Source organism: Neptunomonas phycophila (assembly GCF_001922575.1).
Classification (GTDB): domain Bacteria; phylum Pseudomonadota; class Gammaproteobacteria; order Pseudomonadales; family Balneatricaceae; genus Neptunomonas; species Neptunomonas phycophila.
Genome location: NZ_MRCI01000001.1, coordinates 983,652 through 998,848 on the forward strand (window position 1 = coordinate 983,652; position 15,197 = coordinate 998,848).

Sequence of the window (15,197 nt, forward strand, 5' to 3'; positions counted from 1 at the left end):
TGGTACAAACTATACCACTAATGTAACATTTGCACATTATCTATTGATGGTACCTGTTTAATACGATGGATTTAAAAGCATAAAAAAACCAGCAATGAAGCTGGTTTTTGTGAAGCAGATTTAAGCGTTTTGTTAAGCTGCTTAATTTTTCATATCAGGCATGTTTCGGCCGTAAAAAATCTCGTTCATTTCTTTGAATAGACGCTCTGAAATTTCATCAATTTCTTGTTCTGTGAGGTCTTTCTTAGATGTGCCGAACAAGTATTGGTCAAGATCGGGAGTATCCAGCATCATTTTAGTGTGGAAGATGTTTTCTTGATAAACGTTCACATCTACCATTTGGTAACTGTCATGAATATCTTGGCCCATGAAATTTTGAATCGAGTTGATTTTGTGGTCTATGTAGTGTTTCACACCATCTACATCGCGCGTAAATCCACGTACTCGATAATCGATCGTCACAATATCTGATTCCAGTTTGTGGATCAGGTAGTTCAACGCTTTAAGCGGAGAAATAACTCCACAAGTGGACACCTCTATATCGGCACGGAAAGTACAGATGCCATCATCGGGGTGGCTCTCAGGGTAGGTATGTACGCAAATATGGCTTTTATCCAGATGTGCAACTACCGCATCAGGTAAAGGACCTGGCTTTTCTGTTTTGTCGACGCGATCAGAGTCTTTAATAGGCTCTTCGGATACTAGAATGGTGACACTTGCCCCTTGAGGTTCGTAGTCTTGGCGGGCTACATTTAAAATGTTTGCACCAATAATTTCGCATACTTCCGATAAAATTTCGGTCAATCGGTCAGCATTGTAACGCTCGTCGATGTACTCAATGTACTCTTCTTTCTGTTTTGGCGTGTTTGCATAACAGACGTCATAAATACAAAAGCTAAGGCTTTTAGTTAGGTTATTAAAGCCTTGAAGCTTAATTTTACCGTTGGGTGTTGGTGCCAATGTCTTAAATCTCCCACGTTAACGCTGATGTCTATGTCAGCATACACTATTGAGGGCGCATTTTATTTCACCATGGGGCAAAGGCAAAGGAAAAATTGGTGAATTTTACAGGTCAATTTTTGCGCTTTGCTTTGCCGCGTTACTGGTTAGACATATCACTTTTTCATGTGGTGAGTAATGGGCTGTCATCATGGCTCATTTCTTTGCGCATTTGTCCCGGTGTTAGCCCTGTCTCTCGCTTAAAAAATCGAGAGAAGTAGGCGGGGTCTTTAAAGCCTAAATCATAAGCTATTTGGTCAAGGTTACTTCGTGTGTAGATAAGTCGGCGCTTGGCTTCGAGCATTGTACGTTCTAGCAATAAAGTTTTTACCGTTTTATTGAGGTGCTGTAACGTGATGCGATTTAGCGTGGTTGTGGTGATGCCAATAGCGTCGGCATATTCTTGAACATTCCATTGACTGCGAAAGTTTTGCTCAATCAGTTGTTTTAGATGACTGATTTGTTGGCTGCGTAAGCTTTCTTCTCTAGTTTCCGAGCCCAAAATGTCATGGATTCGGCGAACAATTAATAACAAGCTCATTGCATGCCATTCACACATCAGTGCGCGTCCCATATTAGGGTTTTGTAACTCCCATTTGATCTGCTCGAGTAACCACATGATTTGCTCTAAAAAGCCATTCTCTGTGTCTATTTTTAGTACTTGTGGATGCGATAAGAGTACTCCAAATGTTTGGTTAAGGTGCTCAAATTGCGGGGTATTTAAAACGCTATCAGCAAGCGTTAAAACAATGCCCTCTGTATTAGGGGCAAAGCGGAAGCCGTGCACGCATCCTGTAGGTATCGTGATGACGGAAGGCTTGTTAATCGTTATTTTTTGTTCGTCTAAGCGAAGGTCCGTTTTTCCATTTAAGATCACTATCATCTGAAACATTTTTCCATGACGGTGAGGCCGTATGTACCAGCCGTTGTCTTGGCTGCGATGCGCTATGTTTTCGATGTGGATGAAAGAAGGATCGTCAATGGCAAGTTCTTCTCCGTAAAGTGAGAAGTGCGGAATTTTTGAGAAATCAGTTTTAGTATCCATTTTTATTATTATCCCCTTTAAAAAATCACATCTTTCTACAGATAAGTCGATTTGTAGTGAGAGTGGTTTTTAGTGTTATTTTTATGTTTTTTAGGGTTTTTACCAGCATTTAGGCAGTAATTTTTTGTTTTTATAGTGCGCTTTAAATGTGCTGGTTCATTAAAAGTACAATTATTTGCAAGAAATGTGAATTTTTTTAAGAAAAAAATCCCATCAAGATAGCCTCTTCTGCACAACCATTAAAAACAAAACCTCAATGGGCATGTTGCCTAGTGAATTGGCAAGCGTGAGGTTCAGGGCTTGTGTAGCTAATAATAAAAGGGGTGAAACATGAAAACGCAAGTCGCAATTATTGGTTCCGGTCCGTCAGGCTTATTGCTCGGGCAACTATTACATCGATCCGGAATCGACAATGTCATTATCGAACGTAAATCCAAAGCTTATGTATTAGAGCGTATTCGTGCTGGGGTATTGGAGCAAGGCTTAGTGGATTTGCTTCACGAGGCCGGGGCTGCTGATCGGATGATGGCTGAAGGTCATGTACATGATGGCTTTGAGCTGGCATTTAATGGGCAACGCAAACGTGTGGATTTAAAGCGTTACGCAGCAGGAAAGACGGTTATGGTATATGGCCAAACCGAAGTGACACGGGATTTGATGGCGGCGCGGGAGGCTGCTGGTTTAATTACCTACTATGAATCTGATGATGCAGTATTACATGATTTTAAGGGAAGTACCCCTAGCGTAACTTTTACACATGAAGGTATCGATCATCATTTGGAGTGCGACTACATAGCAGGCTGCGATGGTTTTCATGGCGTATCCCGCCAATCGGTATCTCCAGAGGAGATCAATATCTTCGAGCGTGTTTATCCATTTGGATGGCTCGGCATTCTGTCTGAAACGCCACCAGTCTCACATGAGCTAATTTATGCAAACCATGAGCGAGGTTTCGCCTTATGCAGTCAGCGAAGTGAGAAATTAAGTCGTTATTATGTTCAGTGCGGCTTAGATGATGATTTAAGTGAATGGTCGGATGAGCGTTTCTGGGATGAGCTGAAATTACGCTTACCAAGCGACGTGGCGGATAAGTTGATCACAGGCCCATCCATTGAAAAAAGTATAGCGCCGTTACGTAGCTTTGTGGCTGAACCCATGAAGTTTGGGCGTTTGTTTTTGGTGGGTGATGCCGCACATATTGTTCCGCCAACAGGCGCTAAAGGGTTAAATTTGGCAGCAAGTGATGTCAGTACGCTATACCGCGTACTTAAAAAGGCGTATGTGGATGACCAGCCTGAGTGGTTAGAGCGCTATTCGGATATTTGTTTACGCCGTATTTGGAAAGCTGAACGATTTTCGTGGTGGATGACAGGCTTGCTTCATCGCTTTGACGACGGCGAATTTGCACAAAAAATGCAACAAGCAGAACTGGCTTACTACACAGACTCTGATGCAGGCTTAGCCTGTATAGCTGAAAATTATGTTGGGCTTCCTTATGAGCAGGTTGAGTGACCTTTGAGTGGGCGTTAGTGGGGTAGAACTGCGCGCGAAGGAAGCGCCTTTAAAATTTTGATGATTATATAAGTTATAAAGGGGGGGAAAGGTGTATTTATATATCAAAAATGATATGTAAATCAGGGCTAATTTCATTTTTGTGAAAGGGAGTTAGCCTTTTATAGTGGATGATAAGGATGCACAGTTGTTAGCTCACCTTAAAGAGTGCGCGGCAACTTAAAGAAATACAAAAACAATAATAGAAGGTAATCATTCAATGAATAAGTTTTCAATGTTCGCAACCGCGACCTTGTTGACGGTTGGCTCACTGACATCATCAGTTTTTGCAGCGGACTATAATCTCAAATTTGCCCATTTTTGGCCTTCTAGCTCAGGTGTGCATACAGGCTTTGAAACGTGGGCTGAGTCGCTCGAAAAAGCATCGGATGGTCGAATTAGTGTTGAATTCTACCCTGCGCAGACCTTAGCAAAGGCTCCAAAAAGTTATGATGCTGTTAAAAATCGTATCGCGGACATAACCGCCACCGTACAAGGATACAGTGCCAATCGCTTTCCATTAACGCAAGTGGTCGAACTACCTGGTGTAGCGAGTAGTGCTGCACAAGGAAGTTGTGTAATTCAATCACTGTATGACGAATCGCTCATCAGTAAAGAATACGACGATACGCATGTACTTTTTTTATTCACGCATGGCCCGGGTGATATTCATACCAAAGACAAGGCGATTGAAACTCCTGCAGACTTAGCTGGGTTAAAAGTTCGCCGTCCCACCACTGTTGTTGCAGAAATGCTAGAGGGCTTAGGGGCTCAGCCTGTTGGAATGCCAGCGCCTAATACGTACCCGTCTTTACAAAGGGGTGTTATTGATGGGGTTGCTATGCCGTGGGAAGCAATGAAAAGTTTTCGCTTAAATGAATTAGCGACTTATCACACCGAACTTGGGTTATATACCTTGTCTTTTGTCGTAACGATGAACAAGGACATCTACAACTCGATGCCTGATGATTTGAAGGCGGTAGTCGATACGCATTCAGGTATGGATTGGGCTCAAAAACAAGCGCTTGTCTTTGATGATCTCGATACGTTAGGTCGTGAGGAGGCAGTCAAAGCTGGGCACTCTATCATCACATTGGATGGTGGGGTGAATAATCCCGCTTGGAAACCGGTTCTTGAAACAGCCACCAATAACTATTTAGGAGCTTTAGAAGATAAGGGTATGCCTGCACGCAAAGTGTATGACCGTGCCATGGAACTTTCTAAAACTTGTTTATAAATACGTTTAACCGCTATGAATGAGGCCGGATGATGAAATGGCTAATAAAAGCGGTAGATGGCTTAGCCCTGGTTCTTTATTGGATCAGTGGCTTTCTGCTGGTGGTGATGATGTTAAGCGTAGTCTTTGATGTTGTTAGCCGTGGGCTGTTTGCTGCTACAGATGGAAATGTTGATATTACGTTTGTGGGTGGAATTGAGTTAGTTAAATACTCTTTACTGTTTTCGATGCTCTGTGCGTTTCCATACGCTGTTGATAAAGGGCAGATTGTAGTGGATTTGTTCACTCAGGGGTGGTCAGACCGGACGCAGCGTTGGACCGATGGTTTCTATACGTTGTGCTTTGGTATTTTTGGCGGATTATTGTGTTGGCGTTTTGCACTGGCCGGTGAGGAAGCAGAGATGAGCGGAGAGCTGACGCAGGATCTTTTAATGCCTATGTCGCCTATTTATTGGGTTGCCTCGTTTGCTCTAGCGGTGTTGGCGTTACGTGGCGTTGTTAGTGGCTTGGCGCAGTGGGTCGGCCCTTTAAAGGAGGCTAATAGATGAGTGCTCCTTTGATTGGGTTGTTATGTTTAATCGGGATGCTGATTATGATTGCGCTGCGCGCGCCTATCGCGCTAGCCATGGCGGCAACGGGGGTGATTGGTTTTGGTAGTATTGTCGCGTTTGAGCCGGCCGTCGCGATTCTGGAAGCAGGTCCTTTTGAAACGTTAAGCAATTACAGCTTTAGTCCCATCCCTATGTTTTTATTAATGGGGGTATTGGCTTCTCATGCCAATATGTCGAGTGAGTTATTTAATGCCGCTCGTTCGTTATTTGGCGGTTGGCGCGGTGGTATGGCGTTGGCTGCTGTATCCGCGTGCGGTACTTTTTCGGCTATTTCGGGTTCGTCCGTAGCAACGGCTGCCAGTATGTCACGAGTGGCACTGCCTGAGATGCGTAAGCATGGTTATGCCGATTCTTTAGCGACGGGAACCTTGGCTGCAGGTGGTACTTTAGGCATCATGATCCCCCCCAGTATTGCTCTATTATTGTATGCACTTATTACGGAGCAATCAGTAGGTGATATGTTCATCGCTGGACTCATACCGGGTATTCTTGGTTTAGTGCTCTATTGCGTGACGATTGGGTTGTTGGTGCATTTCTACCCATCGTTAGCACAGCCTGGTACACCGACTACGCTGCGTGAAAAAATCGTAGGCTTAAAAGGTTTTGTTCCTTTTATGGGTGTGTTTGCAATTATCATAGGGGGTATCTACACAGGCTTATTTACGCCCACTGAAGCGGCGGCTATCGGCGCATTTGCCACGCTACTTATTGCGCTATTTCGTGGCATGCGTTGGAAGGGCTTTATGTCGGCGGTAGGTGAGACCCTTGCATTATCTGCCATGATCTTCTTTATGATAATGGGAGCAGAGGTTTTCGGTTATTTTCTATCGGTATCGCGAGTATCCTTTTATTTAACCGAGTTGGTTGTGGAATGGCAGCTAACACCTTATGCGGTTTTGTTCGCTGTGTTGGTGTTGTTTATTCTGCTCGGCTGTGTAATGGACAGTATAGCAATGTTGTTGCTAACGGTTCCGGTAGTCATGCCTGTGGTGTTGGATGCTGGGTTCGATCCTATATGGTTTGGCATTGTCGCGGTTATTACTGTGGAGTTAGGGCTTATAACACCGCCAGTGGGGATGAACGTCTTTGTGATAAAAAGCGTTGCGCCCAACGTGCCTATTGCGCAAATATTTAAAGGTGTTTTCCCATTCGTTTTATCGGATATTGTTCGGTTAATTTTACTTATCGCATTCCCTGTCCTGGCGCTTGGTTTGGTTTATTAGCGCGGGGGAGGTACTAAAAAATCGAAGTGCTCAAGCTGGCTTTTGTTTACAGAAATGGTGAATAGAAGTCAGCTTTTTATTAATACCAACTTTTTATTAATAAGAGTATCGCGCAGGCCTACCATAGTGTTTGGTAATGCGCTCCGGTGACGTTTTCGTCAGATAGTTCTTCTTTGATACGCAAGATTTCATCAAGATTTGCTTCGAGCAGCTCTACAAGGTTTGGATCAAAATGTGTACCACTGTCTTTTTTGATCACATTGAGAGTTTTTTCGACTGTCCAAGCTTCTTTGTAGGGGCGTTTGCTTGTTAGCGCGTCAAATACATCGGCAATCGCTACTATGCGCCCAGCTAGGGGGATATTCTCACCTTTTAAGCCATTTGGGTAACCAGAGCCGTCCCATTTTTCGTGGTGAGTCATGGCTACCGTATGTGCTAACTGTATTAAGCCGGATTCGGAATCGCCCAGGATTTCGGCACCAATGTGCGTATGGCGTTGCATGTGGGCAAATTCATCGGGCGATAGCTTTGAAGGCTTGAGCAATATATCGTCAGGGATACCTATTTTGCCAATATCGTGCATTGGAGCTGCTTGTAGAAGGTCGTCGGCCTCGTCATCTGATAAACCCGCGGCCTTTGCTAGCACGTGAGAATAACGACTCATACGTAGTACGTGCATACCAGTTTCGTTATCTTTATATTCGGCTGCGCGACCTAGACGTTGAATTAATTCTACATGGGTCTTTTTCAGCTTATCGGCTTTTACCAGCGATAAGTGAGTTTTGATACGAGCTTTGACAATGGCTGGTGTAATCGGTTTAGAAATGTAATCCACACCGCCTACCGTAAAACCCTTCTCTTCATCGATTTCGTTTTGTAAGGCGGTAACGAAAATCAAAGGTATATCAGCCGTTTCAGGGTCTGCTTTTAATCGCTCACAGACCTCAAAGCCTGTCATGCCGGGCATCATCACATCCATTAGTATAAGATTGGGACGATCTTTTTTGACGAGCATTAATGCATCTTCACCATTCTTGGCGAATGATAACCGGTAAAGATCTTGTAATACATTCTTGAGGACTTTTAGGTTAGTTGGCTCATCGTCGACAATTAAGATTCTGGGAAGTAGTGTTTTCATAAGTGTCATTCAAAGGCCCTCGCTCTTTATTTGAACGACAGAGTGCTCACTATCATCGTTGTCTATTTGAATAGATAAGTCTTTAAGCATCTCTAAGGCGTCATCGAACTCAAAGTCTGCGAAGGCACTTGCTATATTTTTAGCGCTATTCATGTACTTTGACGGCGCTTTTAGTAAGAACTTTTCTATGAGTTGATCGTTAATTTCTCCGCTTTCAGCATGTTTCAGCAAGCTAGAAAGGGAGGGAGTAAATTCGGCTATGTCAGCATCTTCCTTGGAGGCTTTAATATCGGTTTCGATAGAATCACATAATTGAATTAATTCGGCTTTAAAACGTGCGAACTCATGTTTGATAGTAGGTAGCATCAATTGGGCGGCTTCAATATCAGTTTGCTGAGCTGCTGATTCTAATTCAGCAAAGCGGCTCGATATAAAAGGTAGCGCAAGGTTGCCTGATACTCCTTTGAGGGCGTGTGTATGGTGTTTTAGAGCATCAAAGTCAGCTTCCTCAATTAACTGTTCTGTCTTTTTAAGGTGGTCTTCATTCTGCTTTGCAAATTTGGTTAACTCCTGAGTATACAGCGATATATCACCCCAGAGACTTAAGCCTTTGTCATGCTGTATGGCCGCTTGCTTGTCGGTAGGAGGGGGGGCTGGTGTCGAAGGTGGAGTTAAGTACAGACCAGTAACACGTGCGATCTCTGCATTGAGTAGATCGATATTAATGGGCTTGGTTGCGAATCCAGTCATGCCGGCCTCGTAGGCCGCTATTTTATCTTCATTTAACACGCTGGCTGTTAAGGCAATAATTGGAATAGGATCGGCTTCATGCGCTTTCTCATACGCTCGGATGCTCATCGAGGCTGTTAAACCATCCATGTTAGGCATTTGCACATCCATAAGGACAACATCAAATTTCCCTTTTTTTACGGCCTCTACTGCTTCTAAACCATCAGATACCGAGGTCACTGTATGGCCTTGGCGCGTCATAATAATGGTTAGTAGCTCTATGTTTTGAGGGATGTCATCAGCCGCTAGGATGTGAAGAGGGGGTAAGTTGTATGCAGAAAGTACCTGTTTGGTGTCGGTTACTTTTCCAGAGGCAAGCGGTAATGCAAAGCTAAAGGTACTTCCTTTGCCTACCGAGCTTTCAGCATAAATCTTGCCGCCCATTAGTTCAACTAGCTGCTTACTAATGGTTGTGCCTAATCCTGTTCCGCCAAAGCGACGACTCATGGAGGCGTCTGCTTGTGTAAATGGATCAAAAATAGCGTCGATACGATCTTGGGATATGCCGATACCTGTATCTGTTATATCAAAACACACTTCACCATTGGGGCTTAAATATATGTTTAAGTCTACACTGCCTTCATCAGTAAATTTTAGTGCATTCCCAATTAAGTTCATGAGTACCTGTCTGATTCTATCAGGGCCCCTCGGTAATAAGTTTTCACTTCTTTTTCAATATGAAAATTCAGTGCGAGCTTTTTACTTCTGGCTTGTATCCACAGCGTAGAAATAACGATATCTACCAGCTCATATAGTGAAAAATCCGTTTCTTCTAAATCGAGTTTGCCTTTTTCAAGCTTGGCGCTATCAAGAATGTCGTTGAGTAGGTGCAATAAAGATTTGGCCGCGCTGCTGATACTATTGAGGTATTTGCTTTGTTCGATTTGTAGCGGGGTATCAGATAATATATCGCTAAAGCCTATAATAGCGTTCATAGGAGTGCGAATTTCATGGCTCATGTTAGCCATAAAGGAGGCCTTGGCCTCGGCTGCCGCTTCTGCTTTTATTTTGGCTTCGCGTAATATTTCTTCCATTTGACGACGTTCGCTAATATCGAATAGAAGACCGTCGATCCATTCGGGCTCGCCCGACTCATCCATATGAATTGTACCGCGGTCTAAGAGCCATAGAATGTGTCCCTTTCGATGGCGGATGCGGTATTCGACTGTATAGGTACGCTCTATTTGCGGAGAGGCTACGGCTGCAATAGCTAGGTTCATGTCATCAGGATGAATGATGTCTGAAAAATGTATTTCTCCATTGATGAATGCACTAACAGGCCAGCCTGTTAATACTTCAACTGCCTCGTTGACAAAAAGCATCGACCAGTTTTCATCAAGCGAACAGCGAAAAGCGACTCCAGGCATGTTGTTCATCAGCGAGCTGAGTTGCGCTTCGTTTTGACGTAGCTCTTTTTCAATCTGGTGACGATGTGATATGTCAGTTACAAAACCCACATAGCGTTGGGAGCCATCATTTAGCGTGATTTCTCCAACACTTAACTTGATAGGGATCAAGGCTCCACTGATATGTTGGGCCATGAGTTCTGTTTCGGAACCGATTAAGCTGGTTTTTCGATCATTCTTGCATTGAAGTAAGGATACGCCGTTATGTTTCTGCTCTGACGTAGGTAGGAGCACCTTGACAGGCTTGCCGAGAATAGCAGAGAGCTTCCAACCAAAAATTCTTTCAGCTGCTGGGTTGAAGTCTTGCACGATACCTGAATCATTGATGGTAATAATGCCATCAACGGCTGTTTCTAGAATTGCTTTTAATCTGCTTTCGTTTTCACTGACTTCACCTAATAACTGACGATAACGGATCAGCCAGTTAGTTGCCGCAACAAACATGATCACGGCAATCGTCACAAGAGCGGTGGCGATGCCAATGAAGGTTAATGTCTCTGTATTATCGGTGTCTATTTGATAAGAGTCTTCACCAATAAAAATAGCTGAGTTCATCCCAACGTAGTGCATGCAGGAGATTGCAGCGCCTAAAATGCATCCGCTGGTAATAACTCGAGCGGGTCTGTTTCTGAGATATTTACGAAGCTTGAATTGGGTAAGCAAAGCGGTGATTGCTAAAAGGACTGCGATGACAATGGATGCTAAGAACCAAGCAGGATCGTAACGCATCATCGGCCCCATTTGCATCGCTTGCATTCCCGTGTAATGCATAATGCCAATACCTGATCCTAAAATAATACCGCCAGCTATTAGGGTTTGCGTTGAAATCTCTTTTCGCGCCGTTAAGTAAAGGGCCACACAGCATGCAATAATGCCTGGCAATAAAGAAAGCAGGGTAATGTAAGGGTCATAATAGATTGCGGTCGGTAAATGATAAGCAATCATCCCGATGAAGTGCATTGCCCAAATGCCACAGCCCATTGCGACGCCGCTCGTTAATATGGCGATTTTTTGGTACACGTGGCTATTATTATTGATAGATATAGCCACTAAATGCAGTGACATGGTTGATGTGAATGTGGCTATCAATACCGATAGAGCAACGAGCCAATAATTATAGGACCCAGGTAAAATAAAACTAGGGTCGTAGTCGTTGGAAAAGTAGTGTGAGAGTTGTTCAATAATCATGGAAAGGGTTATCGTCCGAGATGCCGATTGCTTTAGATTTGTTGTTGGTCTTTGGTATCAGTTCTAATGTTGATTAAAGCGTAGACGATTTTGGAAAGCATGCGTAACAGCTGTATGCCTAACGCATGCTTAATGTGCGTGGTTTTTTTAGGGCTAACGTAAGTAAGTGTTGCGTTTACTGGTGACTAGCTTGTTTTTAACCATCCCTTCCAGTGTGGATATACCGGCTCTAACACCGTCAATGACAGGGACACCTAATTGTTGGCTAAAATACGTTTGTTGTTGTGTTAAGCCCGCACATCCAAGCACAAGAACTTCGGCGTTGCTCTGTTCGATAATAGCTTGCGCTCGGGCCACTAGACGTTCTCTCTCGTCTGATGTTAAGTCTTCTAAGGCCAATACCGGCATACACGCAGCAAAAATGCCCCTACAGTGTTGGCTAAGTCCATAAGCACTGGCATTGTTTGCGAGAACCGCAATAGATTTTGCCTGCGCGGTTAGGATAGCAAACCCATAACCTAGCATGCTGGCATAATGCATGGCGGCTTCGCCAATGCCTATCACAGGTCCTTTAGCTATCTCCCGCGCGGCGTAAAGGCCTGTATCGTCGGCGCATGCAATGAGGTATGCATCGAAACCTTCTTTCTCACCGAGCTGTATTTGTTCGAGTACACCAACTTGCGCTATTGCTCCATCATAATAGCCTTCAACGCTGGCGACTCCGGCACCCGCGCATACCACTGTAATGTCTGTACTTTGGCCGGCGACTTCTCGGCAACTTTGTTCAATCAGTAGGCGCATGTCGTTACTGTCATTAGGGTTAATTACCAAAATTTTCATACGTGAGCCTCTGAAGAGGGGAGTGGTTTTTTTTGACGGCGTTTGATGGCGGTGATAATCACAAGCGTCAACACTATTAAGATGAATGAGAAAACGGTGGTGAATGTGCCTAATGCATAGAGAACCGGCGTAGTGACATTAGTGGTCATACCATAGATTTCCAGCGGTAGGGTGTTAAAACTTCCTGCCGTCATGATGGTTCTGGCGAATTCATCATAAGAAAGGGTGAAACCAAACAGACCTACGCCAATTAAGCTTGGGAGTATCAGGGGCAGGACAACCAGCCTAAAGGTTTGCCATGCTGTAGCACCCATATCAACAGCTGCAGCTTCATACGCTTTATTAAAACGATTAAATACAGCGAACATAATGAGTAAACCAAAAGGTAAAGACCAGGTAAGGTGTGCGCCAAAAGCGGATGAGTACCAGTGTGGTGAGAGACCTAAGCGATCAAACATAATCCCGATCCCTAAGCTGATCAAAATCGACGGCAAAATTAAACTAACCAGCGTCAGGTAAAATAATACGGTAGAGCCTTTGAAGGCGCGGCGATAAGCAAGGCCCGCTAATAGGGAAAAGAGCACGGTGCAAATCATGACGGCAAAGCCGAGTAATAATGAGCGCATCAAGGAGCCACCAAAATCACCAACTTGCTGTTTTTCAAAAAGAGCCCTAAACCAATGCAAAGACAATCCGTTTAACGGGAAGGTTAATCCGCCATCAGGTCCTTGAAATGAAAGAATCGCGATGGTCAGGGTAGGGCCGTAAAGAAATACGATAAACAAACAAAAGATAATCGTTAATGGAAAAAAACCAGGCTTTCGGTTAGAGATGCGCATGTTATAGCTCCTGCTTAATGTTAATAAAGCGGAACAAAATGCTCAGCATAATTAGCACCGTAATTAAAAGAATGACGGCACCCGCTGCAGCCGCAGGGTATTGCAGCAAGGATATTTCGTTGTAGATCAGTACTCCCACAGAAGCGCTTAGACCGCCGCTCATTAATCGCACGGTTATAAAGTCACCCATCACTAGTGTGATGATGAATATAGATCCAATTGCGATACCCGATTTACACAATGGGATGATGACGTGAAAAATGGTTTGCATCATCGAAGCGCCAGCATCAATAGAGGCTTCGACTAGGTTGCGGTCGATTCGCATCATGGCATTAAATATAGGTACAACCATAAACAGCGTATACAGATGTACAAATGCTAAGATGACAGAAAAATCACTATACAGCAGCCACTCTAAGGGTTCGTTGGTAATGCCGGCGCCTTGCAATCCACTGTTTACTAATCCGTTGCGGCCTAGTAATGGGATCCAAGAAATCATTCGTATGATATTGGATGTAAGAAAGGGGACCGTGCAAACAATAAACAATATGCTCTGCAATAACGGGTTTTTAATATAAAAAGCGAGATAATAAGCAACCGTAAAGCCCAGCACTAAGGCGATGATCCATGTCATAAATGCATAATAAAACGTATTCAAATATGCCTTTAGGGTCACGCTAGATGTGAGTAAAAATTCATAGTTTTCGAAAATAAAATCAGGCAGTAACTGATACGCGTTGTAATCCCAAAAACTCACAATAATGATGGTAATTACTGGGAATAGTAAGAAGAATAAAATCACCAAACTAAGCGGTGTGATTTGTAAATAGCTGGGGTTTAAAGAAAAACCAGACAGCTTTGTAGGTGAACCCATAAGGTAGCTCCAGTGACCGTATTGCGGTTTTACAAGGAAGGTCAGCACAGCAAGAACGGCTGTGCTGACTTGAGTGGTTACCTCATACCCTTACGAGGCAATAAACTCATTCCATTTGCGCACCATGTACTTGTTTTCGTCCATGACAGAGTTCCAGCAAGCAACGGCCCCCATACGTTCGGTGTAAGAGCCACCATCGCGCACGGCCCCTGCTTTTTCGAGAACTTTGCCATCGGGGCTTAAAATGTCACTTTGGGCCTCTTTACCCTCAATCCAGAATCCCCATTCGTTTTCTGTCATGTATTTTTGTGAGGTAGCAGGAGCCGCGCTGTAGTAGCCTTGACGGTTCAAGTACGCACCTACCCAGCCTGATAAGTACCAATCAATGTACTCATAAGCGGCATCTAGCTCTATGCCTGATAAGTGTTTAGCGAGACCAATACCACCGCCCCAAGCACGGTAACCTTCTTCCAACGGCTGATATTTACAAGGGATGCCTTTAGATCTTACGGCCGTGACTGCCGGTGACCACATGGACTGAATGACCACTTCACCGGATGACATTAAGTTGACCGATTCATCAAAGCTCTTCCAGAAGGCGCGGAACTGACCGTTGGCTTTGGCTTGCTTAAGGATTTCGATGGTCTGATCGATTTCATCGCGGGTCATGTTGCCTTTATCGCCATACTTAATCTCACCCATGGATTCACAGATCATGGCGGCATCCATAATTCCAATGGATGGGATATTTAAGAGCGATGTTTTGCCTTTAAACGCAGGGTCCATGATGTCGCGCCAGTTAGTTATCGGGCGGCCAACAAGGTCTGGGCGAATGCCTAGGGTATCGGCATTGTAGATAGTGGGTATGAGTGTCATCCAATTTGTTGCTGATGAGGCAAATGTGGTGGAGTCTTTGCCTTCGACAAACCCTACTGTATGTGGCGCTGTGCCTTGTGCAATCGTGGATTCAGGAGTTAGCTTACCGTCAATGAACAGTGGAGAAATCTTATCGAAGTTGCTTAACCTTGAAGTGTCCATCGGTTGCATTACGCCCGACGGATAGACTTTTTTACAGATCCAGTACTCAATATCCGCAATGTCCCAAGAGTTAGGTTGGGTAACGGCGCGTTGAGCAACAGCATCAGAGTCCAGTGCTGTTAATTGCAAGTTGATGCCCAAGTCTTCTTTCGCTTTTTCGGAAATGGCATTTAAATTTGATACGCCCGTACCAAACTGGCGCAGCGTGATATCTTTTATATTTTGAGCCCAAATCATCGGGAAACCAGTAATGGCCCCAGACCCAACAGCAACGCCGCTAATTGCTCCAGCTGCTTTAATAAAACTACGTCGGCTTAACCCTTTCTGCTCCGAAGTTTCCATTTCATTAGATGGGTTGTCCTGCTTAAGATCATTGCTCATTTAGAAGGCTCCTTGTAAGCGACGGTGTCGCTACATTG

Annotated in this window: 13 protein-coding genes; 4 read left to right on the forward strand and 9 right to left on the reverse strand. The window is 44.2% G+C overall.

Features of this window, described 5'->3' with window-relative positions; genetic code table 11:
* Positions 1-141: 141 nt before the first annotated feature.
* Positions 142-960: an adenosylmethionine decarboxylase gene (speD, locus tag BS617_RS04460; protein WP_075171694.1), complete on the reverse strand. Its 819-nt coding sequence runs from the start codon at positions 958-960 to the stop codon at positions 142-144.
* Positions 961-1,123: 163 nt separating this feature from the next.
* On the reverse strand, positions 1,124-2,044 hold the full coding sequence (locus tag BS617_RS04465; protein WP_075171695.1) for a helix-turn-helix domain-containing protein: 921 nt from the start codon (positions 2,042-2,044) through the stop codon (positions 1,124-1,126).
* A 330-nt stretch (positions 2,045-2,374) separates the two neighbouring features.
* On the opposite strand from BS617_RS04465, the gene pobA reads away from it, so the two are divergent.
* From pobA to BS617_RS04485, 4 genes are all read left to right on the forward strand, one after another.
* Positions 2,375-3,556 carry a 4-hydroxybenzoate 3-monooxygenase gene (gene pobA / locus BS617_RS04470; RefSeq protein ID WP_075171696.1) on the forward strand — a complete coding sequence of 394 codons (1,182 nt, stop codon included), beginning with the start codon at positions 2,375-2,377 and terminating at the stop codon, positions 3,554-3,556.
* A gap of 259 nt (positions 3,557-3,815) precedes the next feature.
* The gene (locus BS617_RS04475) at positions 3,816-4,832 is read left to right on the forward strand and encodes a TRAP transporter substrate-binding protein (RefSeq protein ID WP_075171697.1); all 1,017 of its coding nucleotides are present in this window, start codon (positions 3,816-3,818) and stop codon (positions 4,830-4,832) included.
* A gap of 29 nt (positions 4,833-4,861) precedes the next feature.
* Complete coding sequence (locus tag BS617_RS04480) at positions 4,862-5,380, forward strand: TRAP transporter small permease (RefSeq protein ID WP_083609926.1); 519 nt, start codon at positions 4,862-4,864, stop codon at positions 5,378-5,380.
* Positions 5,377-6,666, forward strand: a complete 1,290-nt coding sequence (locus BS617_RS04485) for a TRAP transporter large permease (RefSeq protein WP_075171699.1) — start codon at positions 5,377-5,379, stop codon at positions 6,664-6,666. Before BS617_RS04480 ends, BS617_RS04485 begins: the two co-directional genes overlap by 4 nt.
* A 118-nt stretch (positions 6,667-6,784) precedes the next feature.
* Here BS617_RS04485 and BS617_RS04490 read toward each other — a convergent pair whose 3' ends face one another.
* The 7 genes from BS617_RS04490 to BS617_RS04515 all read right to left on the reverse strand — a co-directional run bounded on the left by BS617_RS04490 (position 6,785) and on the right by BS617_RS04515 (position 15,159).
* Positions 6,785-7,813: a response regulator gene (locus tag BS617_RS04490; protein WP_075171700.1), complete on the reverse strand. Its 1,029-nt coding sequence runs from the start codon at positions 7,811-7,813 to the stop codon at positions 6,785-6,787.
* A complete protein-coding gene (locus tag BS617_RS17980; RefSeq protein ID WP_083609927.1) occupies positions 7,814-9,211 on the reverse strand; it encodes an ATP-binding protein in 1,398 nt (465 codons plus the stop codon).
* Positions 9,208-11,187, reverse strand: coding sequence for an MHYT domain-containing protein (locus BS617_RS17985; RefSeq protein ID WP_083609928.1), 1,980 nt, complete (start codon positions 11,185-11,187; stop codon positions 9,208-9,210). Before BS617_RS17985 ends, BS617_RS17980 begins: the two co-directional genes overlap by 4 nt.
* A 153-nt stretch (positions 11,188-11,340) precedes the next feature.
* Entirely contained in the window at positions 11,341-12,027 is a 687-nt protein-coding gene (locus tag BS617_RS04500; protein WP_075171701.1) for an aspartate/glutamate racemase family protein, read from the reverse strand.
* Positions 12,024-12,866 (reverse strand): ABC transporter permease, encoded by an 843-nt coding sequence (locus BS617_RS04505; RefSeq protein ID WP_075171702.1) that lies wholly within the window; start codon positions 12,864-12,866, stop codon positions 12,024-12,026. The genes BS617_RS04500 and BS617_RS04505 overlap by 4 nt, the downstream gene beginning before the upstream one ends.
* A 1-nt stretch (position 12,867) precedes the next feature.
* A complete protein-coding gene (locus tag BS617_RS04510) occupies positions 12,868-13,740 on the reverse strand; it encodes an ABC transporter permease (RefSeq protein ID WP_075171703.1) in 873 nt (290 codons plus the stop codon).
* A 90-nt stretch (positions 13,741-13,830) separates the two neighbouring features.
* Positions 13,831-15,159, reverse strand: a complete 1,329-nt coding sequence (locus tag BS617_RS04515) for an ABC transporter substrate-binding protein (protein ID WP_075171704.1) — start codon at positions 15,157-15,159, stop codon at positions 13,831-13,833.
* Between the last annotated feature and the right edge of the window lie 38 nt (positions 15,160-15,197).